Annotated in this window: 25 protein-coding genes; 4 read left to right on the top strand and 21 right to left on the bottom strand. The window is 54.5% G+C overall.

Annotated features, from left to right (window positions below):
* Position 1 precedes the first annotated feature (1 nt).
* The 11 genes from nuoD to E0765_RS09100 all read right to left on the bottom strand — a co-directional run bounded on the left by nuoD (position 2) and on the right by E0765_RS09100 (position 11,017).
* Complete coding sequence (gene nuoD / locus E0765_RS09150) at positions 2-1,228, bottom strand: NADH dehydrogenase (quinone) subunit D (protein WP_132812920.1); 1,227 nt, start codon at positions 1,226-1,228, stop codon at positions 2-4.
* Positions 1,229-1,237: 9 nt separating this feature from the next.
* Positions 1,238-2,044: an NADH-quinone oxidoreductase subunit C gene (locus E0765_RS09145; protein ID WP_132812919.1), complete on the bottom strand. Its 807-nt coding sequence runs from the start codon at positions 2,042-2,044 to the stop codon at positions 1,238-1,240.
* Positions 2,044-2,553, bottom strand: a complete 510-nt coding sequence (locus E0765_RS09140) for an NADH-quinone oxidoreductase subunit B family protein (protein WP_037950381.1) — start codon at positions 2,551-2,553, stop codon at positions 2,044-2,046. Before E0765_RS09140 ends, E0765_RS09145 begins: the two co-directional genes overlap by 1 nt.
* Entirely contained in the window at positions 2,535-2,924 is a 390-nt protein-coding gene (locus tag E0765_RS09135) for an NAD(P)H-quinone oxidoreductase subunit 3 (protein ID WP_037950377.1), read from the bottom strand. Before E0765_RS09135 ends, E0765_RS09140 begins: the two co-directional genes overlap by 19 nt.
* Before the next feature lie 318 nt (positions 2,925-3,242).
* On the bottom strand, positions 3,243-4,337 hold the full coding sequence (locus E0765_RS12815) for a methyl-accepting chemotaxis protein (RefSeq protein WP_132812918.1): 1,095 nt from the start codon (positions 4,335-4,337) through the stop codon (positions 3,243-3,245).
* Between the two features lie 95 nt (positions 4,338-4,432).
* Complete coding sequence (locus E0765_RS09125) at positions 4,433-6,169, bottom strand: ATP-binding protein (RefSeq protein WP_132812917.1); 1,737 nt, start codon at positions 6,167-6,169, stop codon at positions 4,433-4,435.
* Positions 6,170-6,201: 32 nt separating this feature from the next.
* Positions 6,202-7,047, bottom strand: coding sequence for a deoxyribonuclease IV (gene nfo / locus E0765_RS09120; protein ID WP_132812916.1), 846 nt, complete (start codon positions 7,045-7,047; stop codon positions 6,202-6,204).
* A 30-nt stretch (positions 7,048-7,077) separates the two neighbouring features.
* Positions 7,078-8,226 (bottom strand): pyridoxal phosphate-dependent aminotransferase, encoded by a 1,149-nt coding sequence (locus E0765_RS09115; RefSeq protein ID WP_132812915.1) that lies wholly within the window; start codon positions 8,224-8,226, stop codon positions 7,078-7,080.
* 30 nt (positions 8,227-8,256) lie between these two features.
* Positions 8,257-9,489: a hypothetical protein gene (locus E0765_RS09110; RefSeq protein ID WP_132812914.1), complete on the bottom strand. Its 1,233-nt coding sequence runs from the start codon at positions 9,487-9,489 to the stop codon at positions 8,257-8,259.
* Between the two features lie 42 nt (positions 9,490-9,531).
* The gene (locus E0765_RS09105) at positions 9,532-10,029 is read right to left on the bottom strand and encodes a hypothetical protein (RefSeq protein ID WP_132812913.1); all 498 of its coding nucleotides are present in this window, start codon (positions 10,027-10,029) and stop codon (positions 9,532-9,534) included.
* Complete coding sequence (locus E0765_RS09100; protein WP_132812912.1) at positions 10,001-11,017, bottom strand: aldo/keto reductase; 1,017 nt, start codon at positions 11,015-11,017, stop codon at positions 10,001-10,003. Before E0765_RS09100 ends, E0765_RS09105 begins: the two co-directional genes overlap by 29 nt.
* 146 nt (positions 11,018-11,163) lie before the next feature.
* Here E0765_RS09100 and E0765_RS09095 point away from each other — a divergent pair, with 146 nt between their 5' ends.
* From E0765_RS09095 to E0765_RS09085, 3 genes are all read left to right on the top strand, one after another.
* On the top strand, positions 11,164-11,496 hold the full coding sequence (locus tag E0765_RS09095) for a hypothetical protein (RefSeq protein ID WP_132812911.1): 333 nt from the start codon (positions 11,164-11,166) through the stop codon (positions 11,494-11,496).
* Between the two features lie 66 nt (positions 11,497-11,562).
* Positions 11,563-12,849 carry a DNA polymerase IV gene (locus tag E0765_RS09090; RefSeq protein WP_132812910.1) on the top strand — a complete coding sequence of 429 codons (1,287 nt, stop codon included), beginning with the start codon at positions 11,563-11,565 and terminating at the stop codon, positions 12,847-12,849.
* Between the two features lie 10 nt (positions 12,850-12,859).
* Positions 12,860-13,765: a DUF234 domain-containing protein gene (locus E0765_RS09085; protein WP_165921734.1), complete on the top strand. Its 906-nt coding sequence runs from the start codon at positions 12,860-12,862 to the stop codon at positions 13,763-13,765.
* On the opposite strand, the gene E0765_RS09080 is transcribed toward E0765_RS09085, so the two are convergent.
* The 6 genes from E0765_RS09080 to E0765_RS09055 form a co-directional block, all read right to left on the bottom strand.
* Positions 13,748-14,536: a J domain-containing protein gene (locus E0765_RS09080; protein ID WP_165921733.1), complete on the bottom strand. Its 789-nt coding sequence runs from the start codon at positions 14,534-14,536 to the stop codon at positions 13,748-13,750. The two genes, E0765_RS09085 and E0765_RS09080, sit on opposite strands and share 18 nt — an antisense overlap.
* A gap of 53 nt (positions 14,537-14,589) precedes the next feature.
* Positions 14,590-15,438, bottom strand: coding sequence for an N-carbamoylputrescine amidase (gene aguB, locus E0765_RS09075; protein WP_132812907.1), 849 nt, complete (start codon positions 15,436-15,438; stop codon positions 14,590-14,592).
* A 120-nt stretch (positions 15,439-15,558) separates the two neighbouring features.
* The gene (gene argS, locus E0765_RS09070; protein WP_132812906.1) at positions 15,559-17,139 is read right to left on the bottom strand and encodes an arginine--tRNA ligase; all 1,581 of its coding nucleotides are present in this window, start codon (positions 17,137-17,139) and stop codon (positions 15,559-15,561) included.
* 3 nt (positions 17,140-17,142) lie between these two features.
* Entirely contained in the window at positions 17,143-17,388 is a 246-nt protein-coding gene (locus E0765_RS09065) for a twin-arginine translocase TatA/TatE family subunit (protein WP_132812905.1), read from the bottom strand.
* 94 nt (positions 17,389-17,482) lie between these two features.
* Positions 17,483-18,106: a guanylate kinase gene (gmk, locus tag E0765_RS09060; protein ID WP_132812904.1), complete on the bottom strand. Its 624-nt coding sequence runs from the start codon at positions 18,104-18,106 to the stop codon at positions 17,483-17,485.
* Entirely contained in the window at positions 18,103-19,578 is a 1,476-nt protein-coding gene (locus E0765_RS09055) for a hypothetical protein (protein WP_132812903.1), read from the bottom strand. Before E0765_RS09055 ends, gmk begins: the two co-directional genes overlap by 4 nt.
* A gap of 77 nt (positions 19,579-19,655) precedes the next feature.
* Between E0765_RS09055 and E0765_RS09050 the strand changes: the two genes are divergently transcribed.
* The gene (locus E0765_RS09050; protein ID WP_132812902.1) at positions 19,656-20,138 is read left to right on the top strand and encodes a hypothetical protein; all 483 of its coding nucleotides are present in this window, start codon (positions 19,656-19,658) and stop codon (positions 20,136-20,138) included.
* Here the strand turns inward: E0765_RS09050 and fliR are convergent.
* The 4 genes from fliR to rpsB all read right to left on the bottom strand — a co-directional run bounded on the left by fliR (position 20,130) and on the right by rpsB (position 23,462).
* Positions 20,130-20,894, bottom strand: coding sequence for a flagellar biosynthetic protein FliR (fliR, locus tag E0765_RS09045; RefSeq protein ID WP_132812901.1), 765 nt, complete (start codon positions 20,892-20,894; stop codon positions 20,130-20,132). The genes E0765_RS09050 and fliR overlap by 9 nt on opposite strands.
* Positions 20,895-20,896: 2 nt before the next feature.
* Positions 20,897-21,538, bottom strand: coding sequence for an ABC transporter ATP-binding protein (locus tag E0765_RS09040; RefSeq protein ID WP_132812900.1), 642 nt, complete (start codon positions 21,536-21,538; stop codon positions 20,897-20,899).
* Positions 21,539-21,615: 77 nt separating this feature from the next.
* The gene (gene tsf, locus E0765_RS09035) at positions 21,616-22,683 is read right to left on the bottom strand and encodes a translation elongation factor Ts (protein WP_132812899.1); all 1,068 of its coding nucleotides are present in this window, start codon (positions 22,681-22,683) and stop codon (positions 21,616-21,618) included.
* Positions 22,684-22,685: 2 nt separating this feature from the next.
* Complete coding sequence (gene rpsB, locus E0765_RS09030; RefSeq protein ID WP_132812898.1) at positions 22,686-23,462, bottom strand: 30S ribosomal protein S2; 777 nt, start codon at positions 23,460-23,462, stop codon at positions 22,686-22,688.
* Positions 23,463-23,673 lie beyond the last annotated feature (211 nt).

Genomic DNA, 23,673 nt, shown 5'->3' with positions numbered 1-23,673 from the left:
CTTAACGGTCTACTTCACCGAAGACGATGTTGGTCGTCCCGATGATGGATACAACGTCCGGAATGTAATGGCCCGGCAAAAGATCGGTCAGGATCCCCGTATGCCAGAACGACGGCGCACGGAGTTTGAGACGGTACGGGTACGCGTCTCCCTGCGAATTGATGTAATACCCCAGTTCCCCTTTCGGAGACTCGGTCGCAACATACACTTCGCCGACGGGGGGACGCATCCCCTGCGTTACGAGAACGAAATGCTGCATCAGCGAATAGTTCTGGGTCATGATGTCGATTTTCGGAGCCGAAATGTACTGCGGAGCGTGCGCCATCAGTTCGGGCGACGTCTCGGCGTACATGTCGATCACCTGGTAGAGGATCTTGGCCGATTCGCGCATCTCTGCCATATAGAGTTTGTAACGTGCGTAGTTATCGCCTTTGTCCGAAACCGGAACGTTAAACTCCACTTCGTCGTACAGTTCGTACGGCTCTTCCTTGCGGATATCCCACTCAACGCCCGAGGCGCGGAGCATGATTCCCGAACAGCCCCAGCTCAGCGCCATCTCTTTGGAGATGACCCCGACGTTTTCCATACGCATTTTCCAGATACGGTTGCTGTCAAGAAGGTCTTCATAATCTTTGATGTTCTCCGGCAGCTTGTCGAGGAATTTACGCAAATCGTCGATGAAGTTGTCCGGCAGGTCCAGCGGTACCCCGCCGATGCGGACCGCGGCGTGTGTCAGACGGGCACCGCAGTAGTCTTCGATCAGGTCCATCAGGTATTCGCGCTCGCGGAACGCAAACAGGAAGACGGTCATCGCCCCGATATCCAGGGCCGTCGTCGCAAGCCAGAAAAGGTGCGACATCAGGCGGTTCGTCTCGAGCAGCATCATCCGGATCACTTTGGCGCGGCGCGGCACTTCGAGGCCGATAAGGCGCTCAACCGCGAGGGCAAAACCGTAGTTGTTCGAGCTCGACGCGATATAGTCCATACGGTCGGTAGTCGGCATGAACTCGTTGTAGATCATGTTCTCCGCCATCTTCTCCATACCGCGGTGAAGATACCCGATGTCCGGATGGGCCTTGGTGATCTGCTCTTGCTGCAGGTGCAGCATCAGGCGCAACTGGCCGTGCGCCGAGGGGTGCTGCGGACCGAAGTTGAGGATCAGTTCATTGTCGTCCCGGTCGAACGTAATGTTTTCGAAAAAGGGTCTGAGTCTGTTGGGTTGTTGCATGCTTGATCCTTAACGGTCGCGATCGGAGATCGTAACGGTTTTTTGTGCATCGAATTTATCGATCATAAAGGCGCCGCCTTCTTCCTGGTACTGTACCGGCGTATCCGGTTCACCCTGGCTGATGTCGGCACCGCGCGGTACTTCGTGTCCAAGCCGTGCGAAACGCTCGGTGTCGTAACGGTCTACACGAGCGCTGTCACGGTTTTCGGGCCCGATGATGTCACGCGCTTCTTTTCCGAAGATTTTGTCGACTTCGTACCATTGGGCAAATTCGTCACCCTGCAGAGGATACGTTTTGCGCAGCGGGTACCCTTCCCAGTCGTCCGGCATCAGAATCCGCTTCATGTACGGATGGTTGTTGATGACGATCCCGAACATATCGTACATTTCGCGCTCGCTCCAGTCGGCGGAACGGAACAGCTTTTCGACGCTTCGGATCGACTCTTTTTCGGCAATTTTGCATTTGACGCGGATGCGTTTGCGTTTGCTCATCGAGAGCATTTGATAGAAAATTTCGAATTTCCCTTCCTGCGCAAGCCAGTCGACCGCGCTCAGTTCGCTGAGCTGGCAGTATTCACGCTCGTTTTTGAGGAGTTCGAGCACGCCGTAGTTATCCGCGGCATTGATCATCACCACCATCTGTCCCACCTGGATATAGGCTTCGAGAACGTCGAACTTGGCCTTGATTGCTTCGAGGTCGGCGGCAAAGGTTTCGTCTTCGCTCACGTCGCTTTTCGCAACCTGGGGCGCAACCCAGTAGCGGTCGGTATAGTAAGGTTTTTTCTGTACGTTGTCTTTGGGCGTATAGGCTCTCATTACATCAACCTTTTTGGTTTTTGTGATTTGTTCGCGCTCTCGCGGCGGATTTTCTGCTGGAGCAGCATCACCGCGTATTGGAGCGTTTCGGGACGCGGGGCACACCCGGGGAGGTACAGGTCGACCGGGATGACGCGGTCAACCCCCTGAACGGTCGCGTAGGTGTTGAACATACCGCCGGTGTTGGCGCACGATCCCATCGAGATGACCCATTTGGGTTCGGTCATCTGATCGTACAGACGGCGGATGAACTCGGCGTGTTTTTTCGTCAGAGTCCCCGCGACGATCATCAGTTCCGCCTGACGCGGAGAGGCCCGGAAAATCGTGCCGAAACGGTCGAAGTCGTAGCGCGATGCACCCGACGCCATCATTTCGATACCGCAGCATGCCAAACCGTACGTGAGTGCCCACAAAGAATTCGAACGTCCCCAGTTGACCACTTTGTCGATGGTGGTCAATGCGACGGGCAAACCGCCGTCTTTGAGATAATTTACTTGATGTTGTGCCATTCGAGCGCCCCTTTCTTCCACGCGTAAACAAATCCGATCGCCAGCAACAAGATGAACATCATCATCTCGGCGAAACCGAACCAGCCGAGTAATTTAAAATCGATTGCCCATGGAAACATGAATACGATTTCCACGTCAAACAGCAAAAACAGCAGCGCGAACAGGTAAAACTGCGTCGAAATACGGTTCGGTTGTTTGGTTACCTCCGGTCCGCATTCGTATACCGTCAGCTTCAGCTTTTCCGTATCTTTGGCCGCCAAAGCGCGGCTGGCTAGGCGTGCTATTACCGTCGTGGCATAAAACGCCCCGAACGTCAACACAAACAGTACAAATACCCCGAAATAAGGATTTGCGACGTTGTAATGCTCCATGATTCCGACCTCTTAGTGGTTGATGGCATACCCCGAAAACCCCGCAAAAAAGGGCTCGGAAGTACGGTTTCTATAAAAACAGTTGTTGCACTATAACAAAAAGAGGATTAAAGGAACCCTTATCATCACCACATTTTCGATGGACTGTAACGATAGGGAACAGATAAAAAAAGGCAAAGAAGAAAATATGTTAAATATTGTAACACATTGGGAGAAAAAGGGCTTTAAAGTATCGAATTGCTACAACACGCGTAACGCACTCCGCCGTCCGATCGATTTGAAACGATTCTAAGTGCTACCATTCGAATCAAATACGCATCACTGTTTTTCTTGCAGCATGCGGTCAAGCGTCGTAAACACACCGTCACTCGCATGTTCCATCTCTTCGAAAGCGCGTACCATTTTGTCCGAGCCGATGCTCTCGCTGTGGAGCAGATCAAAAATCTTGTGCGTTGTGTTATGGACAATCGAATGAGGAGTTTCCAGGGCTCCGTAACTCGGGGTTTGTTTGAAAAACTGCGCCCCTTCACCCTGCTCGTACCATTTGCCCAGACGGCAGTTGTGGTGATCGACGAAAGCGAACTGCTCTTTACGGGTGACGGCGGAGAGATAAGTGTTGACTTTCCACAAAACGTGATCAAGTTTCGCCAGGCTCATAAAGACCCGTTCTGCGGTGTGTTCGGTACTTCCGAACGTTTCGCGCATCATCTGCGCGTTCGTATGCATGTTCGTGGTGAATGTTCCGATCGACTCGTTGGATTCGGAAATGCTCTCCTGAATATTTTCGAATTTCTCGCCGATCGTGGTGACGTCTTGTTTCATCGACTGGAGTGAAATGTGGATTTCACTGATTGCCTTGTCCGTTCGGTCGGCAAGCTTGCGGACTTCGTCGGCCACGACCGCAAATCCGCGCCCGTGTTCACCCGCTCTCGCCGCTTCGATCGCGGCATTCAGGGCAAGCAGGTTGGTCTGGTCTGAAATATCCTTGATGAGCCCCAGGATGCTCGCGACGTCCTGCGCCCGTTCGGAGAGAGCCTGAACCGTCCCCATCGAATCAAGCGCCAGTGCATTGAGCCCTTCAAGCGTGCTGGATATCCCTGACGCTTTGTCGCCCAGGTCAATGATGTTTTCCAGCAATGAAGTGGACTGGGCGATGTTTTCGCGTGACGAAGCGACGGATGCCGCCATGTTCCCCTGAATGTCGAGGAGATTGCGCTTAAGCTGTTCGTTTTGGTACGTCATCAAGGCGGTAGCGTTTTCGCATTGATGCGATGCGGGCTGCTCAGCGTTCAACGCTTCGCATTCGCGGAGACGATCCTGCAGGCGGCGGTTCTCTTCCTCCATCGCCTCATACGCTTTTTTCAGATCGTAAAGCTCGTTTTTCAGTGCGCTGTCATCGCCGAACCAACCCATAACATCTCCTTCACACAATGTATCACAACATTCGCTGTGGATGCATTATACTACGTTTATGTTGCAGATGTGTTGCACCGCTGCCCGGAAAACAATCAGCGGTTGATGAAACCCATCGATTTCTCGCCCTCGAAACTTCCCGAACGCTCTTTTTTGATCTCTGCGACAAAGTCTTCCAGACGGAATATTCCCTCTTTACGGGCGGCGACGTGGTAAGCGGTATTTTTGACGATCAGGTTGATCTGCCCCCCCGTCAGCGGGTAGGAGACCAGCGCTTCGACGTCGAACCCTTCTTCGTAGGGGGCGTTTTGGGGAAGCATCATTTTCCATAAGGCAAGACGCTGTTTCTGGTCGGGCTTTTTGAACTCGATCTTGTAGTTGAACCGGCGTGAAAATGCCTGGTCGATGTTTTCGAGTAGGTTCGTCGTCGCGATCAGTATCCCCTGGAATTTTTCGATCTGCTCCAGAAAAATATTCTGCATCTGGTTGTGCATCTGATCCGCCGATGAACCGACCCCCGACGAGCGCGAGGAGAGGAACTGGTCGGCTTCATTGAGCAGTAAGATAGGCTCGGTTTTCGTCTGACGGGTCAGATCGGCATAGGTATCGAAAATTTTGCGGACGTTTTTCTCCGATTCCCCGACATACATCGACAGGATTTTGGAACAGTCAAAACTGAGCACCTGGCGTTTGAGCGATTTGGCCAGGGAATGGGCCGTCAACGTTTTTCCCGTCCCCGGAGGGCCGTAAAAAATGATCCGCGCGTCGATCCCCGCTTTTTTGTCCTTGATCCCCCACTCGTGCAGGCGAGACACCACCTCCCGGTCAAGCTGGCGCATCAGGTTTTGGAGCGTCTGCTCGGTCGTCGGGTTCAAAACGACGTTCTCCAGCGACGTCGAAGGCTCGATCAGCTCGAAAATATCCTGCTCTTTGATCAGCATGTCGAGTTTGAGTTTGCGCACCTTTTTCTTTTTCTGCGGGTGCATAATCGACTGAAGCACCTCATCGACGATGTAAAACGCCCTGCTGATCCCGCCGAAGGGATTGAGCATCTCTTCGTAATCGATGACGTCCTCGTTGATGAGCCGCGCGCCGTCTTCGAGGAGGGCGCGGTTTTTGATCCGTTCGTAATCGTCGAAACTGATCAGGTCGATCAGCGTGTTCATCTCCCGCAGGTTCCCCTCGGTCGCGCTGTACTCTTCCTTGAGCAGTGCGAGGAAAATCACCTGCTCTTTGGGTTCGAGTTTTTTGTTTTTGAAAAAACGGTCCAGCACGACGTCGTGCGACGTCTGCGCGATCCGCTCCTCGATCCGTTTTTCGAGGAGTTCGAGTTTTTTCTGGATGCGGTTGATCCCCAGGGAGTGTTCGTTACCGTTGTGGCGGATGATGCTCATCTTCTGGTAAAGCTCGATACGGAAAAACTGGTCTTGCAGATACTCCAGATGATCCGCATAGGGCTTTATATCGGGGAGGGTCATCTCGAGCGACCCCTCCTCGATCAGCTTCATGAATACCGGGGTAAGCGCCACGGGGGTATTGTAGAGCTCGAGCTGCGAGAGTTCGCTGATTTTTATGGGGGTGAAAGAGTGGTGGGTGAGCCATCCGAGTTCCATCAGCGTTTTTACTTCACCGAAACGGGAAAGGAACGAATAATCCTGCGCCCCGTAAATCTCCTGGAGGAGTTCGGCGACGACGACGTCTTCTTGCCCCTGTAAAAATTTGCGGGTCAGCAGCCGGAGAATTTTAGCCTCGTCGGCCGAGCATTTGAGATGCTGGAAAATATGGCTTTGCTCAATGACGGGATTTTCGAGAAAATCGATCAAATATTTCAAAAGTGTCCTTGTGTATGGTCTGTATGAATCGTTTATGCCTGCAGTCCGTAGAGCAGCTTGATCTCCTCGGCCCAGATCGTCTCGTCGATCGTCTCGAGAACGAGCGGGATGTCGTCCATCCGCGGATCGTTCATGATGTAACGAAACGGCTCGATTCCCAGTTTCCCTTTGCCGATCGAATCGTGGCGGTCAACGCGGCTGCCAAGGTCGGGTTTGGAATCGTTGATGTGCATCCCCATCAGGTATTTGAAGCCGACGACCCGCTCGAATTCTTCCCAGGTCGCTTCGTACGCTTCGCGGGTGCGGATGTCGTAGCCGGCGGTGAACATGTGGCACGTGTCGATGCAGACGCCGACGCGGCTTTTGTCTTCGATCCGATCGATGATGGCGGCGAGGTGCTCAAACTTCCACCCCAGGTTGCTCCCCTGCCCCGCGGTGTTTTCGATCACGAGGCTTACCCCTTCGGTGAGCGAGAGCGTCTCGTTCATCGACGCGGCGATCCGGTCGATGCACTCCTCCTCGCTGATCTGTTTGAGGTGGCTGCCGGGGTGGAAGTTAAGTCGATCCAGTCCCAGCTGCATGCAGCGGCGTGTCTCGTCGATAAACGCTTCGAGCGATTTTTGCCGTTTCTCCTCTTCGGGGTGCCCGAGGTTGATCAGGTACGAATCGTGCGGAAGGACGTGTTTGGGCAAAATGCCGCTTTTGGCAAGGTTCTCTTTGAACAATCCTATCGTCTCATCATCCAGCGGTTTTGCCGTCCACTGTTTCTGGTTTTTTGTAAAGAGGGCGAACGCTTTCGCACCGATCGCCATCGCGTTGAGGGGGGCATTAAACACCCCGCCGCTGGCGGAAACGTGGGCGCCTACATATTTGGCCATGCTGAAATCCTGATAATTAATAATGACATTTTAGCGCAGTTTGCGAATTCTCTCGGCGGCTTCTTGGAGTACCTCAAGCGGTTTAGAATAACAAAAGCGGACCATGTTTTTCCCCGCGTCATCGTGGTAAAAAGCGCGTCCGGGGACCGAAGCGACACCCGTTTTTTCCAGTATGGCCATCGCTTTTTCAAAATCGTCGCTACCGTTCACGCCGCTCACGTCGGTCATGATATAGTATGCCCCCCTCGGGACGCTTGGGGAAAGACCGGCATCACGCAAGGCGGCGCAGAAAAGGTCGCGTTTGTGCTGATGAACTTGGGAGAGTTCCGCATAGTAGCCATCACCCAGCCGCTCCAGCCCGACCGCCGCCCCGATTTGCAACGGCGCAGGGGCGCAGACGTAGATCAGGTCGTTAAACTGCGCCATCGCCTCGATCACGTGAAGCGGCGCGATTGCGTACCCCAGCCGCCATCCGGTCACGCTGAAGACTTTCGAGAATCCCGACATCGTGACGCACCGCTCTTTGAGGCCCGGGACCGAGAGAGCGGGAACGTGGGCAGCGCCGTCGTAAAGGAAGTGCTCGTACATCTCATCGGAAAAGACGATCAGGTCGTGTTTTTCGGCAAACGCGCCGATCGATTCGAGTTCCTCGCGGGTGTAGACCTTGCCGCTCGGGTTGGCCGGATTGCAGATCACCATAGCACGTGTTTTCGGGGTTAGCGCTGCTTGAAGAGCCTCCATATCAAGTGTCCATTCAGGCGCTTCGAGCCGCACGAACGTCGGCACCGCCCCGATCGAGGTCAGAGTCGAGCGGTGGTAGCCGTAGTAGGGTTCGAACAGCATCACTTCGTCCCCCGGTTCGAGGAGTGAGAGGCACGCCGTATAAAACGCCCCCGTCGCCCCGTCGCTGACGAGAACCTGTTCGGGGAGTACGTCGACGCCGTAAAACCTTTTCATCTTCGCCGCGATCGCTTCGCGAAGACGGGGCAATCCTTCGGTCGGAGTGTAGATGTTGATCCCCTGATCCATCGCCCATTTCGCCCCTTCGATCACCTCGGAAGGGACGGGGAGATCGCATACCCCCTGCGCCATGTTAATTCCGCCCACGGCGTTGCAGGCCCCGGTCATGGACCGGATATGGGACTGTTCGATCGTCCCGCTGCGGCGGCTGAGTTTCATGCATGCTCCTCGTTCATTGAAAGAGTGCCATTATACCCGATACCGCAGCACCTTCACGATGACGGCGATCAGCAGAACCCCCGATAAAAACAGCATAGCCGCACCCGCCTGCCACAGCCACCCGCTCTGCAGCCACAGCGAAACGGCGATCGCCGCTACCCCCGCAAGGGCGCTTCCCCACTGTGCGTCGGCCAAGCGCGTCGGCAGGAGCTGATGGATCATCGGCACCTCTTCTTCATCAAGGCGGGGGGCGAAACGTTCAAACCACACCAGAAACGGTACGATCTTGTAGAGGTGGCCCGTGATCAGAAAGCCGATAAATCCCGCCATCAGCAGCCAGAACGCCGTCAAAACACTTTTCTCATCTCCCGTGACGTACCCGTATATCCCGATTCCGACGCACCCGACCAGTGCGATGAACGCAACCGTGAGCGAGCGTTCCCAGATATCGGCGTAGCGCCGTTTTTTGGAGGTGAAAATGCGATAAACGACCCGAAGGTAGTGCAGCATAGAAAAGAGCGCCGCCCCCAGGGATATCCCTTCAAGCCATCCGGTTTGCAGGAGCGCGGAGAGAATCATTGCGGCCACCGCCGCGATCATCGCGTAAAAGCTGAAGGCATGGTCATTGTCTGAGAACCGCTCACACGCTCCGAACATCGGGAGCAGCACGGTACTAACCCCCATTACATTGAGCAGAACGTATCCCCCGAATACCGTCATCAGATGCAGCGGGAGCCATCGCGAAGGATCGATCGGCCACGCCCCGGCATACCCTCCCGCCATCGCGATTCCGACCGCCAGCCCGATCCCAAGAAAAAAAGTGCTCCACTGCATCGACCGGATTACCGCCGTTCGGCGGCGGCTGCGACGGACGGTCAGAAAAAGATCCCAGGCAAAAAGTCCCAACGCCGCGACGATCAGGCCGCCCCCCGCGATCAGCCAGAAAGGATCGAACGCAAACCCAGCGAACAGGAGCATACTCCCGATCCCAAGTATCGGGGCGATCCATACGAACAGGGCGGGATAACGGTGATGCACTTCGCCGACGACAACGCAGAGCTGTCCCATCGCCCCCACGATCACGCTCATCACAAATCCCACCATGTACGCATGGGTCCATGCCAACAGCCGCATATCGGCAGCCGAAACGGCAGGATCGGCAAACCACAGATAGCCCATCGAAAGGGTGTAGAAGAACGCACCCGTGAGAAAATAGGGGGCAATAACCCGCAGCGGGAGAGAAAAATCGGGGGAAACGTTCATCGTCAATCCCTTTTTTGGTGTCGATTGTAACCGATTGCGTCTCTAGCGCGATTGATTTTCGTCAAGATCGTTGATCCGGACGATGATCCCGTTGAGGCGGTCCTTGAAATAAATCTCCCCTTTTCCCCGGCGGTAGATGATGTCCATTTCGTCGTCGCGGACGAACTGGAAAAGCCTTCCGTCGCACATCTCCTCTTTCCCTTTCCCGCCGAAAATATCGCGACCCAGCAGAACGTTTCGCATCGTATCGACCGGATAGTCTGGGTAGAGATACTCCCTGACGAACTTTTCTTCGTTCATACACCCGGCGCTGACGCACACTTCGCCGTCGATACGGATTTTTTCGACCGCAACCCCGGCGGTAAAAAGTTCGAGTTCGACACCATCGCCGTCGGTGCGGAGATACCCGGTATCGGCAAATTTGAGCTTGGGGGTTTTGAGGGTGATCATCTTGGGTTCGCTGAGCGTAAAGTGTTTCGTTCCGCATCCTCCCAGCACGAGGACCGCGAGGCTAGCCCATAGGATAGAGTATTTTCGCATGGACCTCATCCAGTTTTTGAAGTAATTCGGCCGGGAGGGTTACCTCCATCGCCGCGAGCGAATCATCAAGCTGCGCGGCCGACGTCGCCCCGATGATCGTGGAAGCGACGAAATCGAACTGCTTGCTCCACGCGATCGCCATCGTCACCGGATGGAGTCCCGCCTCGGCGGCGATCCGGAGGTACTCCTGCGTCGAGGCGAGCGTTTTGTCGTTCAAAAACCGCGCCGCCATCAGCCGCTGGCGCTTGTTGGGGGATTTGACGTAATCGCTAAAACGCCCCTGCGCCCGGATATCCTGATTGTATTTTCCGCTTAGAACCCCTCCTCCAAGCGGCGAATACGGCAGCAGCGAGATTTGCTCCTCACGGCACAACGCCGCGATTTCGGTCAGATCACGGCGGTTGAGGAGAGAAAAATTGTTCTGGATCGATTCGAACCGGGAGAGCTTTTCGTACTTTGATACCATCAGTGATTTCATCGTTCCGCGCGCCGTATCGTTCGAGGTACCGACGTAGCGCACCTTCCCGCTTTGCACCAGCGCGTCGAACGCGCGCATCGTCTCTTCGATCGGAACGACTGTATCGGGCCAGTGCATCTGGTACAGGTCGATATAATCGGTCCCCAGCCGCTTGAGCGATCCCTCAACGGCCCGCTCGATATGGAAACGGTCCATGGCCGTAAGGCCGTGGCGGATCGGGGGGACGAACCATCCCGACGCGGCTCCGGCCACCTTGCTGGCCAGGATGACGCTCTCTCTGGGCTTGGTTTTCAGCCACCGTCCGACGATCTCTTCGGTCCGCCCCGCAAGCGTTTCGGAGGGGGGGACGGGGTAGAGTTCCGCGGTGTCGAAAAAATTGACCCCCGCTTCGTACGCTTTGTCCAGGATGGCAAACGCTTCTTTCTCGTCGCACTGTCCCGGAAACGTCATCGTCCCCATGCAAATCGGCGAGACGCGCAGCCCGCTGCGGCCGATATAGCGGTATTCCATGTCACTCCTTTCGCCCGAGCGTTTCGGAAAGATCCTTTTCCGACGCTTTTTTGATGCTGCAATTGTATCCTACTTGGCTCCGCACATACCCAATAAGTTAATTTTTAGTTATAATCGAACACAAACGTTTTCAATGGAGGATCACCATGAACGACATTATCCGTGACGCACATTCCCGATTCACCGAAATTTCCAGGCTTCTGCAAGCAGAAGCGGGAGGGGAACAGAGCTATTTCGTACACCTGAGCGAAGCGACGCAGAACGCCTACGTCGTGATGAACGAGGGGATGTGCGAAAATACGACCGTCTGCCATGAATGCGCGGCCCATCGCGATTTCCTTCAGTCGATGATCGGTATCGTCGAAGACCTGGCCTCGGGGGCTCCGCTCTCCGCCGCCTATCAGACGGCGCTCGAGAGCTACCGGCGGAAAGTAGGCGAAATCCTCACAAAAATCGAAGGGGCCATCGCGTCGATGTAACAGGATGCCGGCGTGCATTCTGCCATATTTTCCCCTTTCTCTTTGTTCTTGCATTACACTTGCCGTATGAAAATACACATTGACCTGGACTGTTTTTTTGTCTCCGCCGAACGAACCGTCGATGCCGCGCTTGAGGGCAAGCCCGTTGCGATCGGAGGACGCGGGGATCCGTATATCTTTTCGGGCACCGCTTCGAATCAGGAGCTGCTGATCGATAACGGCGGCGCGTTTGTCGGCGCGTTCTTTCACCGTTACCAGGGAGATGATCTCAAGCAGTATATCGACCCCGACGGGCGGATCCGAGGTATCGTCACCACGGCCAGTTACGAAGCGCGAGCATTCGGCGTCAAAACCGGGATGAGCCTGCGCGAAGCACTCGGCCGATGCCCCTCGCTGATCGTCAAAGCGCCGAATATGCGCCTTTATCACCGCCTTTCGCGGGCGCTTCACGACTTTTTGCAAGAGCGGATCCCCCTGGTGGAGCAGGCAAGCATCGACGAATTTTACGGCGATCTGGAGGGGTGGGTACCCGATGAGGAGATCCCCGAATTCACCGACGCGTTGCGGCATGCGATCAAAAAGCATCTCCGTCTGCCCGTCTCCATCGGAGCCGCCCATTCCAAATACCTCGCCAAACTCGCCACCGACGAAGCCAAACCGTTCGGATGCCGCACTCTCTTTCCCGACCAGATCGCCGCTTTTACCCGTTCCGTAGCGGTCGAAAAATTCCCCGGACTGGGGAAAAGCATCCAGCGGCGATGCCGAGAGTACCGCCTCGAAACCCTCGGTGATCTGTTGCGGGCCGAACCGCTGGTGCGTTCCTGGGGGCCGTACGCCTCGGCGCTCTACGACCGGATCAGCGGACACGAGCTGGGGGAGCTAAGCCTCCGCGCGCCCCGTAAATCGATCGGGATTTCCCGCACCTTCGATCCGGTATACGACCGGGATGAACTCCGCCGCCGAGTCGCAATCCTCTCGCGCCATCTGGCGTATGCCATCCATAAACTCGAAGTCTACCCGACCACCTACACCCTTTCGCTCCATTACCTCCACTACCCCAAAGCGCACTACAGCCTCACTGAAGCACGTCTGTTCAGCGAACGGCGCTTCCGTACCCTGGCATTGTCCCTTTTTTCACGCGCGGACGCACATCCTCTGGGGGCGGTCAACCATCTCGGGCTGTCCGCATCGCATTTCAGTTCCCAGACCCACCGGGTCTTTTCCCTGCTCGATTACGAATCGGACGTCCATGAACGCTCTCTCGATACCGCCGCCGTCTCGATCCGAAACAAATACGGCCTCAATATATTGCGCTGGGGAAATGAATTTCGTTCCGAAGAGAATTCGCTATAATCTTCCGCAAATGGATAAACAACTTTTTTGCGATTTTTTTCACCGTAATCTTCCGTCCGACATGGAAGAGTGCATTTCGCTGTTCGCCCTTTTCGGAGGTATCGACGAGGCGATCGATACCGACCAGAGCGTCGAAACCCTCCTCGAGCGCCATGTTCTCGCACCGTTTGAAACCCATCGTGCAAAGCTCATGGAACCGCTCGGGGAAGAGGGACTCTATATCCGTTTGTTACGGGCCATCGCGGTAGGCGACCGCCGCCACCTCTCGGCATACCGACGGGCGAAAATAGGCAAAGAAAGAGGAAGCGAAGCGTTCGAATACCTCCGCCGCAACGGCTATCTCACCCTTGAGCGCTCCCGCGAAACTCCTCCGGTGCGGCTGCATCCCAAACAAAAATTCAAAAAAGAGGTCGAACGCCACAAAATCAGCCACAAACTCCGGTTCGCGACTCCGTTTCTCCGATTCTGGTTTGCCTTCGTCGAACCGTTTTCAGAGACGATACGCCGCGGGGAATATGATCCTTTCTGGGAACATTTCCACCTCCATGCGAATGCTTTTACGGGGTTCACGTTCGAAGAACTCTGCGGCCTCTATATCCGTGAAATCCTGGCCGAACGGTTCGATGTCCAACTGCTCGATTCGGGGAGTTACTGGGACCGGGAAGTGGAAATCGACCTGTTTTGCGAAACGTATGAAGGAGAAACGTGGATCGGCGAATGCAAATGGACGAACCACAAGGTGAACAAAAAAGAGCTGCGCCATCTCGAAGAGAAATGTCTTCGCCTCTCGCTTGAGCCCGATAAAATCTTTCTGTTTGCCAAGCGGGGGTTTTCGAACGAACTTGCCCATCTACGCTCTGCGCGCCTATATCTGTTCGACGCCGAAGAGCTGATGGCCTTAACTCGCCGCCCGTAGAGCGTCGTAGGCTTCCTGCAGCAGCTGAAATTTCTGGGTGTATTTGTTAATCACTTCGGGGCTTTGCGTCTGTACGCGGTCGGGATGGTAACGACGTGCAAGCTTGCGGTACTGTTTTTTCAGATCGGCCGGTTTCGCCCCGACCGGGAGCTCGAAAATCGCATGGTAGCGAATCATTTTGTCTATGCTTTCGCTGCTGAATCCCCACCCTTTGTACTGGCTGTAAAGCCGGCTCATGAACTCGTCGTCATAGCGGTAATGGATCGCGTAGTGAAGTACCTCGCGGCGATTGAGCGTTTTTTCAAGACGCGCTTTAGCCGCTGCGGTGCCGACGTCGACGTCGATCTGGGTAGAGGTGGCGTTGATGACGAGACCGGAAAGCTGCTGCTTGAGATAGCGCATGATCCACCCGTTGGGCGAATCGAGGGTAAAGCGGACGCGGCTGGAGCTGAACGCGTAAAGTTCGATTTCGACTTTCTCTTCTTCACGGTATGGCAGTTCGATCCGTACCGCAGCGGTTTTGCACCGTTTGAGCGAACGACGGTAAAACGGGCTGGAGAGATCGTTTATACGGGTAAACTCGTCGCTGAGGGTTTCGAGGAATTCTTCTTTTTTCTCCGAAGAATGTTCGTTGTTGAGCACTAACACCCCATTGTCCAAAAACAACGTGTTATAAATATGATGTTCGAAGAATTCTTCCATCCAGGGCTCTTCGAGGGTATTCGAACTCCCTTGGACGAAGATGGCGTTATTACGTAAAACGACTCTCACGGAAACCCCCGTTGCAGTAGTATTTGTTGTACTAAAGCAAAAGGAGTTCCACTTTAACGTTTGACGATTTCTCCGTAACATTCGGGGCGGCGATCGCGGATCAGTCCCCAGTAGTGACGGTGTTCTCGGATCGATGAGGGATCGAACTCACCGTAAAGAATCTCCTCTTTATCACGCGAGGCCTCGGCGATCTTTTCCCCCGTATGGTCGGTGATGAACGACGAACCGTAAAACGTGAGGGTACAGCTCTCTCCCGCTTCGACGCCGATGCGGTTTGCCGCAGCCACAGGGACGATATTGGCCGCCGAGTGCCCCATCTGGACCCGCTGCCAGTGTGATGCCGAATCGACCCCGATTTCAGGCTCGCTTCCGATCGCGGTCGGATAGAAAATCACGTCCGCCCCCATGAGGGTAAGGCTTCGGGCCGTTTCGGGAAACCACTGGTCCCAGCAGATTCCTACCCCTACGTTGGCGTAGCGGGTATTCCACACTTTAAACCCGGTATCTCCGGGGACGAAATAGAATTTTTCTTCGTATCCCGGGCCGTCGGGGATATGGGTTTTGCGGTAGTTTTCCATGACCGTACCGTCGGCATCGATCATCACCAGCGAATTGAAATAACGATCACCGTCCCGCTCGAAATAGCTGATGGGGAGTACGACCCCCAGTTCTTTAGCAAGGGCGCTGAAACGTGCAATCATCGGATGCCCTTCGCGCGGCTTGGCCCATTCGAAATATTTCGCGTCCATATCCTTACAGAAATAATACCCTTCGAAGAGTTCGGGCAATAAAATGATCTGCGCGCCGTTTGCGGCTGCTTCGCGCACCATTTGTTCGGCTTTGGCGACGTTCGCGCCTTTGTCGGCTCCCATTTGCATCTGTACTGCCGCGATTTTTACCATTATGCGCTCCTGTTATCTCGAATGCGAAATTATAGCACCCGAACCTATCGGTACGCTAACGGTTCTCGTCCGAAATCAAAAAAAGGGGGAGAAGAAAAAGGAGGGAAAGCCCGAACGGATTTACATCCGGTCTTTGGCTTCGATACCCAGAAGGGAGAGTCCCGATCTAAGCGACAGGGCAACCACCAGGAACAGTTTCAGGAGCTTCGCTTCTTCTTCGCTTCCGATGATCCGGTTGTCGTAATAGAATTTATGCAGGCGGGCTGCGAGTGCTTTGAGGTAATCGGGAAGTTTCTGAACCTGGCGCGATTCAAACGCATCCTCGATGATCTCAGGCAGCAAGAGCGCTTCGAACAGCAGTGCGTCCGCATCGGCGCTGAGGCCGTGCAAATGCGTCCCCATGATCTCTTCCATGCTCTTGTCGCTTTTGGAGATCAGCGTCTGGATACGGGCGTGCGCGTACTGAATATAGTAAATCGGGTTCGAACTGTCGGCGCGTTTGAGCTCTTCGACGTCGAATTCGAGCGCCGTATCGCTTTTTTTGCTTGCGAACATGAAACGAAGCGCCTCCGCACCGATCTCTTCGACGACGTCGCTCATCAATATCACCGTCCCGGCCCGTTTGGACATTTTGAACGGTTCCCCGTCTTTGAGGAGGCTCACCATCTGCGAAAGCTGTACTTCGAGTTTCTGCGGCTCGTATCCCAAAAATCCGACCGCCGCTTTGACGCGGGCGATGTAGCCGTGGTGGTCGGCACCCCAGATATTGATGTAATGATCAAATCCCCGTTCGAATTTTTGATTATGATAGATAATGTCCCCGGCCAGATAAGTCGGGCGGCCGTCTTCGCGCACCACGACCCGGTCATGGTCGTCTCCGTGTTCGGAGGAGCGGATAAAGGTCTTCCCTTCGTTCAGATAAACGCCCGAGCCCATTTTGGCCATAACGCGATCCCACTCGTCGTACAGGGACGCTTCGCTGACGAACGTATCGAAGTGGACGTTGACCGCACGGAGGCTTTCGACGATCTGTTCGAGGATCTTGTCTTTGGCCCAGAGTGCGAGCTCTTTTTGGCGGCTCTCGTCGCGCAGCGCGTCGGCTCCGAAGATTTCGACCGCTTCACGGGCCAACAGGCTCATGTACTCGCCGCGGTAATATTTCTCGGGCCATTCGACCTCTTCGCCCAATACGCTCGCGCGCCCTTCGAGCTGGAGCGAAGTCCCCAGCAGGTCGATCTGGTTCCCCGCGTCGTTGACGTAATATTCGGCGGTGATGTCGTAGCCGAGGTGGCGTCCCAAACGAAGCAGGGTATCGCCGTAAACCGCCCCTCGGGCATGTCCGATGTGCAAAGGACCCGTCGGATTCGCACTAACGAACTCAAGCAGAATAGTCCCTTTCTTGTCGGCATTTCCGAATTCGTTTCCGTGGTTCAAAGCCCACGAAGCGTACTCGTCGAGAAAATGTTCGGAGAGACGGAAGTTGATGTACCCTTTGACCGATTCGACCGCCGTAAACATCGATTCGTCTCCGAACGATCCGGCGATCTCTTCGGCGATCGCCATCGGCGATTTGCGCAGTTCTTTGGCAAGAGAAAAAGCAATGGGAGTGGCGAAATGGCCGAAAGATCGGTCTTTCGGCTTTTCGAGGATGACGTCTGTATTGAATTTATCGCGCAACAGCGCACTGACTCGCTGTTTCAAGGCTTACGCTTGTTTCGTTTGGTCTTTGGGAGCTTCTACGCTGGCGGTGGTAGAAGTTTCAACTTGCTTGGGCGCTTCGGGAGTCGCGGAAGCGGTAGGGGCGGCAGGTTCTTCTTCTTTCATCTCTTTTTTGAAATTACGGATACCCTGTCCGATTCCTTTGGCCAGATCGGGGATTTTTTTCGCACCGAACAACAAAATGACAATCCCGAAAATCAGTAATAATTCGGTTCCGCTTGGCATACTCATACGCAGAATTCCTTCTCTCAAAAATTTAGCGCTGTAGTATAACGGCTCATTGCTGTAACCGTCCTTATAAGATTACGCGAACTTATACGCTCTTTTAGCCTTGCGCTTCCCATTTCTGGACAAACTCGTTGATGCGCAGCGTAGGGATCTTCATCCGCGCGGCCTTGGCGATTGAAACGAGCACTTCGGCGGCGGTATCGAGATCGTCGTTGACGACCAGGAAATCGTATTCGCTGATCCGCTGCACCTCACGCTTGGCCATCTCGATCCGCTTGGCGATGATCTCATCGCTGTCGGTAGAACGGCCGTAAAGACGCCGTTTGAGTTCCTCGAGGGTCGGAGTCGTGATAAAGACCGACGTCGTAATGTCGGCCAGACGGTTTTGCACCGCATCATGTCCCTGTACGTCAATGTCGAAAATGACCAGCTTCCCTTCTTTCAATGCCTGTATCACCGGTCCGAGGGAGGTGCCGTAGTAATTGCCGTGAACCACCGCGTATTCGAGGAACATCTCCTGCTCGACGTCGCGCTTGAACTCCTCTTCGCCCACAAAATGGTAGTGGACGCCGTCGATCTCCCCCTCCCGCATGGGCCGCGTCGTCGTCGAGATCGAAAAATAGGTGGGTCCGATATGATCGATAATTTTGGCTATCAGAGAACTTTTCCCCGCACCGCTTGGGCCGGAGAGGACGAGTATCGCTCCGCTTTCAAGATTCACTTGTCGTTCCCGAAATTGATATTAATGCTGATGTTAAGCCCTTTTAGCGATTTGGCAACCTCTTCGTTGGAGAGGGCTTTAAGAAGCGCCTGCAGTGCTTCCACCCCTTCGGCATGGGTCCCTTCCTCATCCATCTCCGCGGCGAAAGATTCTTTCGGGGCCATCGTTTCAGCCTGAGCGTGCCCCGATGCCTCGGCCAGCGCTTCGGCTCCCAAAGATGCAAACTCGCTTCCCCCCACCCGGATTTCAGGTTCTTCTTCCACCTCTTCGCCGATCGCCAGCTTCAGTTCCCGTTCGTCAAGGGTATCGAATTCATCGAATCCCCCGCTCCCTTCTCCGCCGTCGCCTAAATCGAACTCTTCGAGAACCCCCGCATCGAGTTCCATATCGAGATCTTCAGGTTCGAGTTCATCGACCGCTTCTTGGATCTGGAATTCGAGTTCCCCGAAAGCCTCATCGTCGATGAGCGCATCGCCGCTTTCAGGCAGGTCGGGAAGCGCGGCCTCATCCTCGGGTTCTTCAGACAAGAGCCCCGCGTCGGCAAAGTCTTCGCCAAAATCAAACGGTTCGTCCTCCTCCAGCTCGGGAAGGGCGTTTTCCGGAATCTCTTCACCGGCCGTCTCATCCGGAATCTCGCCGAACATCAGTTCCTCTTCCGGCGACTCCGGAGCGCTCAATGCTTCCGCCGCAGACAAGTCCGGCTCGGTTTCGGCCGCCGTTTCGTCGCCTTCGACGCCGATCAACCCTTCGAAATCAAATTCGTCCTCCGCGGAGGCATCGGTATTTTCACTTCCTACGAGCCCCTCGAAATCGAACGCTTCGTCTTCCATCTCGGGTTTTTCAGGCACACCGAAATCATCAATCCCTTTGACCGTAATTTCGTCCTCTTCGATCAGCGCATCGCTTTCGGCGGCTTCGAGCAGCCCCTGGACTTCCTGAACTTCTTCGCTATCAAGTACGGCCGTCTTAGGTGTTTCGTCGTCGCCGAAACCTTCCAGGTCGTCAAGGCTAAAGTCATCGCCGGCCGCATCAAGATCGTGATCCAGAAATCCTTCGGCGTCATGATCGACTTCAGCCAGCGTTTCTTGAAGGTCGATCGCATACGGATCCTCTTGCACAGCAGCGGCAGGAGCGGTTTTTGCTGCTGCGGGGGCAATGCTTTTGTCGATCTGGATCAACGTCTCGACCAGGTCGGTCGGCAGGAAGGGTTTGTTGATGACGTTGTCGAATCCGGCCGGTACGATATTGCCGCGTGTCGCCATAAAAAGGGCGCTTTTGCAGGTGATACGCTCTTTGAGCGCCCCGAATACCTCTTCGCTGTACAACGCGTCGTCGATAATGAGCAAATCGTATTCGCTTCCGGACACTTCGTCAAGGGATGCGGCGACACTCAGATCGTCTTTCGTTTTCTGCGCGCTCAGAGACACCAGTTTCTGGACTACCGGGTTGTCGTTAAAAAGCAAAATAGTCATAATCTCTACGGCCCCTTTTCACTTGCTCTTGTTCTGCCAAAAGCTAAATGGTATGATTGTAACTAAAAAAAAATTAAATGATAAAACTTCTGGGATTTCTTTTACCGTTTACGATGCTTTTGGGAAACGAAACGTTCTTCCTCCTCCCCGACGATCAGAGCCGCATGTTCGCTTTTCTCTCCGAATCGCTCCGGAAATCGGACGATTCCCTGCTTGTGGCCACACCAAAACTACACCATCCAGAGTTTAAAAAACTGCTCTCAAAGGCGGCCCGCAAGGGATCATGCGTCACGCTTATCCTTTCTGACCCGCAAGGCGATCCTCTCAGCCTGATCCAATACCGCGGAATCGATCTTTTCCTTTACCGCGCACGGCCGATGGAGGGGAGCGTCCTGCTTATCGGGGAACGCGGCATCTGTACTTTTCCGGTCCCGCTCGTATCGGAAGCCACAGAAAGCGAAGCCGTACTCGTGCGATGCAGCGAAGAGCCCGCGAGCGCCGCCTCGGCACGTAAAGCGCTTCTCCCCCTGCTGCGGCGTTCTCGTCCCTATCTAGAATAGCTTTTCCAGGAAATTATAGGCGCTTTGGGTCTGCGACGTCACGATGGCCAGCGTTGCGGCAAGGGTCGCCATCAGTACGACGAACGACACCGCGATCTTGATCGGCATCCCGATCACCAGCAGGTTGAACTGCGGCATCGTCTTCATCAGCATACCGAAAATGATATCGGCGAGAATGGAGAGGGCCGTGATCGGAAACGCGATCATAAAGCCCACGACGAACATATTGAGCGTGGCATGCATGATGTACTGGAACAGCGAAGGAGTAATCATAAATCCCCCCAGGGGGACCTGCGATATCGACGCCGACGCGTAGAGCAAAATCCAGTGGTGCAGGTCGAAAACGAGTAGTATCATCAATGCGAGCAGAGCCAAAAACTGGCTGACGATCGGCATCGACACCCCTGATTGCGGGTCGATCGCCGAGGCAAGCGAAAATCCCATCATAAACGATATCTGCCCGCCGGCGAACGTGACAACGTGGTACGCCAGCTGCAGTATCGTCCCGACCACCAGCCCAAAGAGCATCTCACCCAGAATGGCGACGGTAAGGCTCAACGCGTCTGTCGGGATGTTTAGAGGAGGGACGGCACCGAAAAAAAAGACGGTGAAAAAAAAGGCCATTGCCGCTTTGACGCTGATGGGGATATTCATGTGGGAAAAAATGGGAACCGCCATGAATAGAGCGGTAAAACGGGTAAACAACAGCAAAAACGCTATCGTCCTCCCTTCGCTGAACAGCTGCGCCCATTCCATCGCTACACCGCGTCTAGCGTCCCGTTTTGCATCCGGTATACACGGGTGCAGCGACGGGCCAACGCTTCATCGTGGGTCACCAAGACCATCCCCGCATCACGCTTTTGAAGATACTCCTCGAATATCCCCATCACCTCTTCGGCCGTGGCATGATCGAGATTGCCCGTCGGCTCGTCCGCGAAAATGAGGCGCGGTTTTTTGGAGAGGACCCTGGCGATCGATACCCGCTGCTGCTGCCCGCCGGAGAGTTCGGTTACTTTTTGGGTAATGACGCGCTCGATTCCAAGCCGCTCGAGCAGTTGCGGGTCGATCGTCTCGTTTGCCAAAAGGGCCGCGACTTCAAGGTTCTCGTACGCACTAAACCCTTTAAAAAGATAGTGGCTCTGATAAATAAGCCCCAGTTCGTGACGCCGGAGGCGAACCAATTCCGCATCATTGAGTGCGTAAATATCCCGCCCGAACAGTTCCACTCTGCCGCCGTTGGGACGCAGCATCGTCGAAAGGACATGCATCAACGTCGATTTTCCGCTGCCGCTCACCCCGACGATCGCAATCGATTCGCCGCTTTGCAGACCAAGCGATATATCCTCAAACAGCGGATACTCAAATGCATGCGATAAGGATGTGGCGTTTATAAGTGTCATGGAGCAATTATAGGAGAAATTAGATTAAGAAAAAGGAAGGGGTCCCGCCGAAGCGGGCAGAGGATGCGCCCGGAGGCTTATCCCATTTGTGCAGCGACTTCGGCAGCGAAGTCGGTGACTTGTTTTTCGATACCTTCACCGACTTCATACTTGATGAATTCGACGATCTCGGCAGTACCGCCGTGTTTCGCGGCTTCTTTGGCAACCGCTTCGGCTACCGTCAAAGAGTCGTCCATGACGTATTTCTGGTCAAGAAGCGCCAGCTCTTTGTCCAGCGTCGTGTTGTCGTCAACGAAACGGGCAAGTTTACCCGGGATGATGTTGGCCCAGATTTTCTCCGGTTTTCCTTCTGCGGCGAGTTCGGCTTTGATCGCCTCTTCCGCAGCCGCCATCACTTCGGGAGTGAGTTGTGACATAGAGATATACTGGGGAACGTTTTTCAGCGGTTTTTTCAAACGCGCGAGCTCTTCGTTCTCGGTTTTGATCGCTTCGATACGGCCGATTGTTTCGGCTTCGACGAATGACGCGTCGAAATCTTTGTACGAAAGGACCGAAGGTTTCATCGCCGCAGCGTGCATCGCGATGTTTTTGAGCATCGGAGCCATAAGCTCGGCCGTTTTCTGGCTGTCGCATTTGGCCGCTACGAGAACGCCTACGCGGCCGTTTGAGTGGACGTAGCCGTTCACCGCGCCGTTTTCGCCGGCATTGAGCGTTACGAAACGGCGGGTAACGATTTTTTCACCGATACGGGCGACCTGAGCGGTGAAATACTCCGAAAAAGTCCCGGTTTCGTATGACGACTCGTTCAGCTCTTCAAGAGTGCTGACGCCGGTCGTAAAAATGTGTGCCGCAGTATTGCCGACAAGGGCGATAAAACCGTCGTTTTTCGCGACGAAGTCGGTTTCGGAGTTGATCTCGACGAGCGATGCCGAAGCAAACGTATCGGCGACTTTCAGCCCCAGAAGGCCTTCTGCCGCAACACGGTCCGCTTTTTTGGCCGTTTGAGCCATACCGCGGTCACGGAGCCACTCTTTGGCTTTCTCCATGTCTCCTTCGGATTCGGTCAGAGCCTTTTTACAATCCATCATGGGCGCATCGGTTGCTTCCCGAAGCGCTTTTACCATTGCTGCTGTAATTTCTGCCATGATTACGCTTCCTCTGCGACTTCTTCGCTTGCCGCAGCTTCTTCGGCCGCAGCTTCAACCGCTACTTCTTCTTCGACAACGGCTTCATCGCTTCCGCCGTTAGCCAGTGCTTTACCTTCGAGAACCGCTTCGGCCATTTCTTTACAGAAAAGCTGTATAGAACGGATCGCGTCGTCGTTACCCGGGATGGGGATGTCGATGACGTCGGGATCACAGTTGGTATCCAGAGGAGCAACTACTTTGATTCCGAGGTTGCGCGCTTCCTGAACCGCGATGTGTTCTTTTACCGCATCGATAACGAACATCATGTCGGGAAGCGTTTTCATGTGGCGGATACCGCCGAGGTACGCGATCAGTTTTTGTTTCTGGCGTTCCATCATCAGCGCTTCTTTTTTGGTCAGAAGGTTAACCTGCCCGCTGCTTTGCATCTCTTCGATGATGTCCAGTTTACGGATCGATTTCTGGATTGTCGGGAAGTTGGTGAGCATTCCGCCCAACCAGCGGTTGTCAACGTATGGCATGCCGCATTTTTCAGCCGCTTCGCGGATCGCTACGCGCGCTTGTTTTTTCGTACCGACGAACAGAACGGTTTTCCCTTCCGCCGCAGCGTCAACGACTTGCTGATACGCATTGCGGAAATAACGCAATGTTTTTTGGAGGTCGATGATGTAAATGTTTTTGCGGACGCCGAAAATATATTTTTTCATTTTCGGGTTCCAGCGACGTGTTTGGTGACCGAAGTGGACACCACATTCGAGAAGGTCTTTCATTGTGACCATGTGTGACTCCTGAGGAGAGATATTTTAGTTTGTTCTTCGTTTTCTTGGGCGACCGCGGACAGGGCCGATGAACCATCGGTTGCACGAGAACGGCGGTGCGCTTGCGATTTTTTTCTCGAGGCCGTCGTGAAACGGGAGAGAAAATCGTGCGGATTATACTGAAATATAGCTTAATTTAATCTGTGTTTAATGATGTGCGCAACGTCACGTT

This window comes from Sulfuricurvum sp. IAE1, from assembly GCF_004347735.1.
Lineage (GTDB): Bacteria > Campylobacterota > Campylobacteria > Campylobacterales > Sulfurimonadaceae > Sulfuricurvum.
Note: the sequence above shows the minus strand (reverse complement) of the source record. Positions and strands in the feature narration are given on the sequence as shown.

Excerpts from the sequence above, each read along its gene's own strand:
- rpsB (WP_132812898.1), bottom strand. The coding sequence starts at position 23,462 with ATGGTCACAATGAAAGACCTTCTCGAATGTGGTGTCCACTTCGGTCAC.
- E0765_RS09140 (WP_037950381.1), bottom strand. The coding sequence starts at position 2,553 with ATGGCACAACATCAAGTAAATTATCTCAAAGACGGCGGTTTGCCCGTC.
- E0765_RS09050 (WP_132812902.1), top strand. The coding sequence starts at position 19,656 with ATGATAAAACTTCTGGGATTTCTTTTACCGTTTACGATGCTTTTGGGA.
- E0765_RS09065 (WP_132812905.1), bottom strand. The coding sequence starts at position 17,388 with ATGAGTATGCCAAGCGGAACCGAATTATTACTGATTTTCGGGATTGTC.
- E0765_RS09110 (WP_132812914.1), bottom strand. The coding sequence starts at position 9,489 with ATGAACGTTTCCCCCGATTTTTCTCTCCCGCTGCGGGTTATTGCCCCC.
- E0765_RS09145 (WP_132812919.1), bottom strand. The coding sequence starts at position 2,044 with ATGAGAGCCTATACGCCCAAAGACAACGTACAGAAAAAACCTTACTAT.
- E0765_RS09055 (WP_132812903.1), bottom strand. The coding sequence starts at position 19,578 with ATGACTATTTTGCTTTTTAACGACAACCCGGTAGTCCAGAAACTGGTG.
- E0765_RS09095 (WP_132812911.1), top strand. The coding sequence starts at position 11,164 with ATGAACGACATTATCCGTGACGCACATTCCCGATTCACCGAAATTTCC.
- tsf (WP_132812899.1), bottom strand. The coding sequence starts at position 22,683 with ATGGCAGAAATTACAGCAGCAATGGTAAAAGCGCTTCGGGAAGCAACC.
- nuoD (WP_132812920.1), bottom strand. The coding sequence starts at position 1,228 with ATGCAACAACCCAACAGACTCAGACCCTTTTTCGAAAACATTACGTTC.
- E0765_RS09135 (WP_037950377.1), bottom strand. The coding sequence starts at position 2,924 with ATGGAGCATTACAACGTCGCAAATCCTTATTTCGGGGTATTTGTACTG.
- E0765_RS09090 (WP_132812910.1), top strand. The coding sequence starts at position 11,563 with ATGAAAATACACATTGACCTGGACTGTTTTTTTGTCTCCGCCGAACGA.
- fliR (WP_132812901.1), bottom strand. The coding sequence starts at position 20,894 with ATGGAATGGGCGCAGCTGTTCAGCGAAGGGAGGACGATAGCGTTTTTG.
- E0765_RS12815 (WP_132812918.1), bottom strand. The coding sequence starts at position 4,337 with ATGGGTTGGTTCGGCGATGACAGCGCACTGAAAAACGAGCTTTACGAT.
- E0765_RS09105 (WP_132812913.1), bottom strand. The coding sequence starts at position 10,029 with ATGCGAAAATACTCTATCCTATGGGCTAGCCTCGCGGTCCTCGTGCTG.
- E0765_RS09100 (WP_132812912.1), bottom strand. The coding sequence starts at position 11,017 with ATGGAATACCGCTATATCGGCCGCAGCGGGCTGCGCGTCTCGCCGATT.
- nfo (WP_132812916.1), bottom strand. The coding sequence starts at position 7,047 with ATGGCCAAATATGTAGGCGCCCACGTTTCCGCCAGCGGCGGGGTGTTT.
- aguB (WP_132812907.1), bottom strand. The coding sequence starts at position 15,438 with ATGGTAAAAATCGCGGCAGTACAGATGCAAATGGGAGCCGACAAAGGC.
- E0765_RS09085 (WP_165921734.1), top strand. The coding sequence starts at position 12,860 with ATGGATAAACAACTTTTTTGCGATTTTTTTCACCGTAATCTTCCGTCC.
- E0765_RS09115 (WP_132812915.1), bottom strand. The coding sequence starts at position 8,226 with ATGAAACTCAGCCGCCGCAGCGGGACGATCGAACAGTCCCATATCCGG.
- E0765_RS09040 (WP_132812900.1), bottom strand. The coding sequence starts at position 21,538 with ATGACACTTATAAACGCCACATCCTTATCGCATGCATTTGAGTATCCG.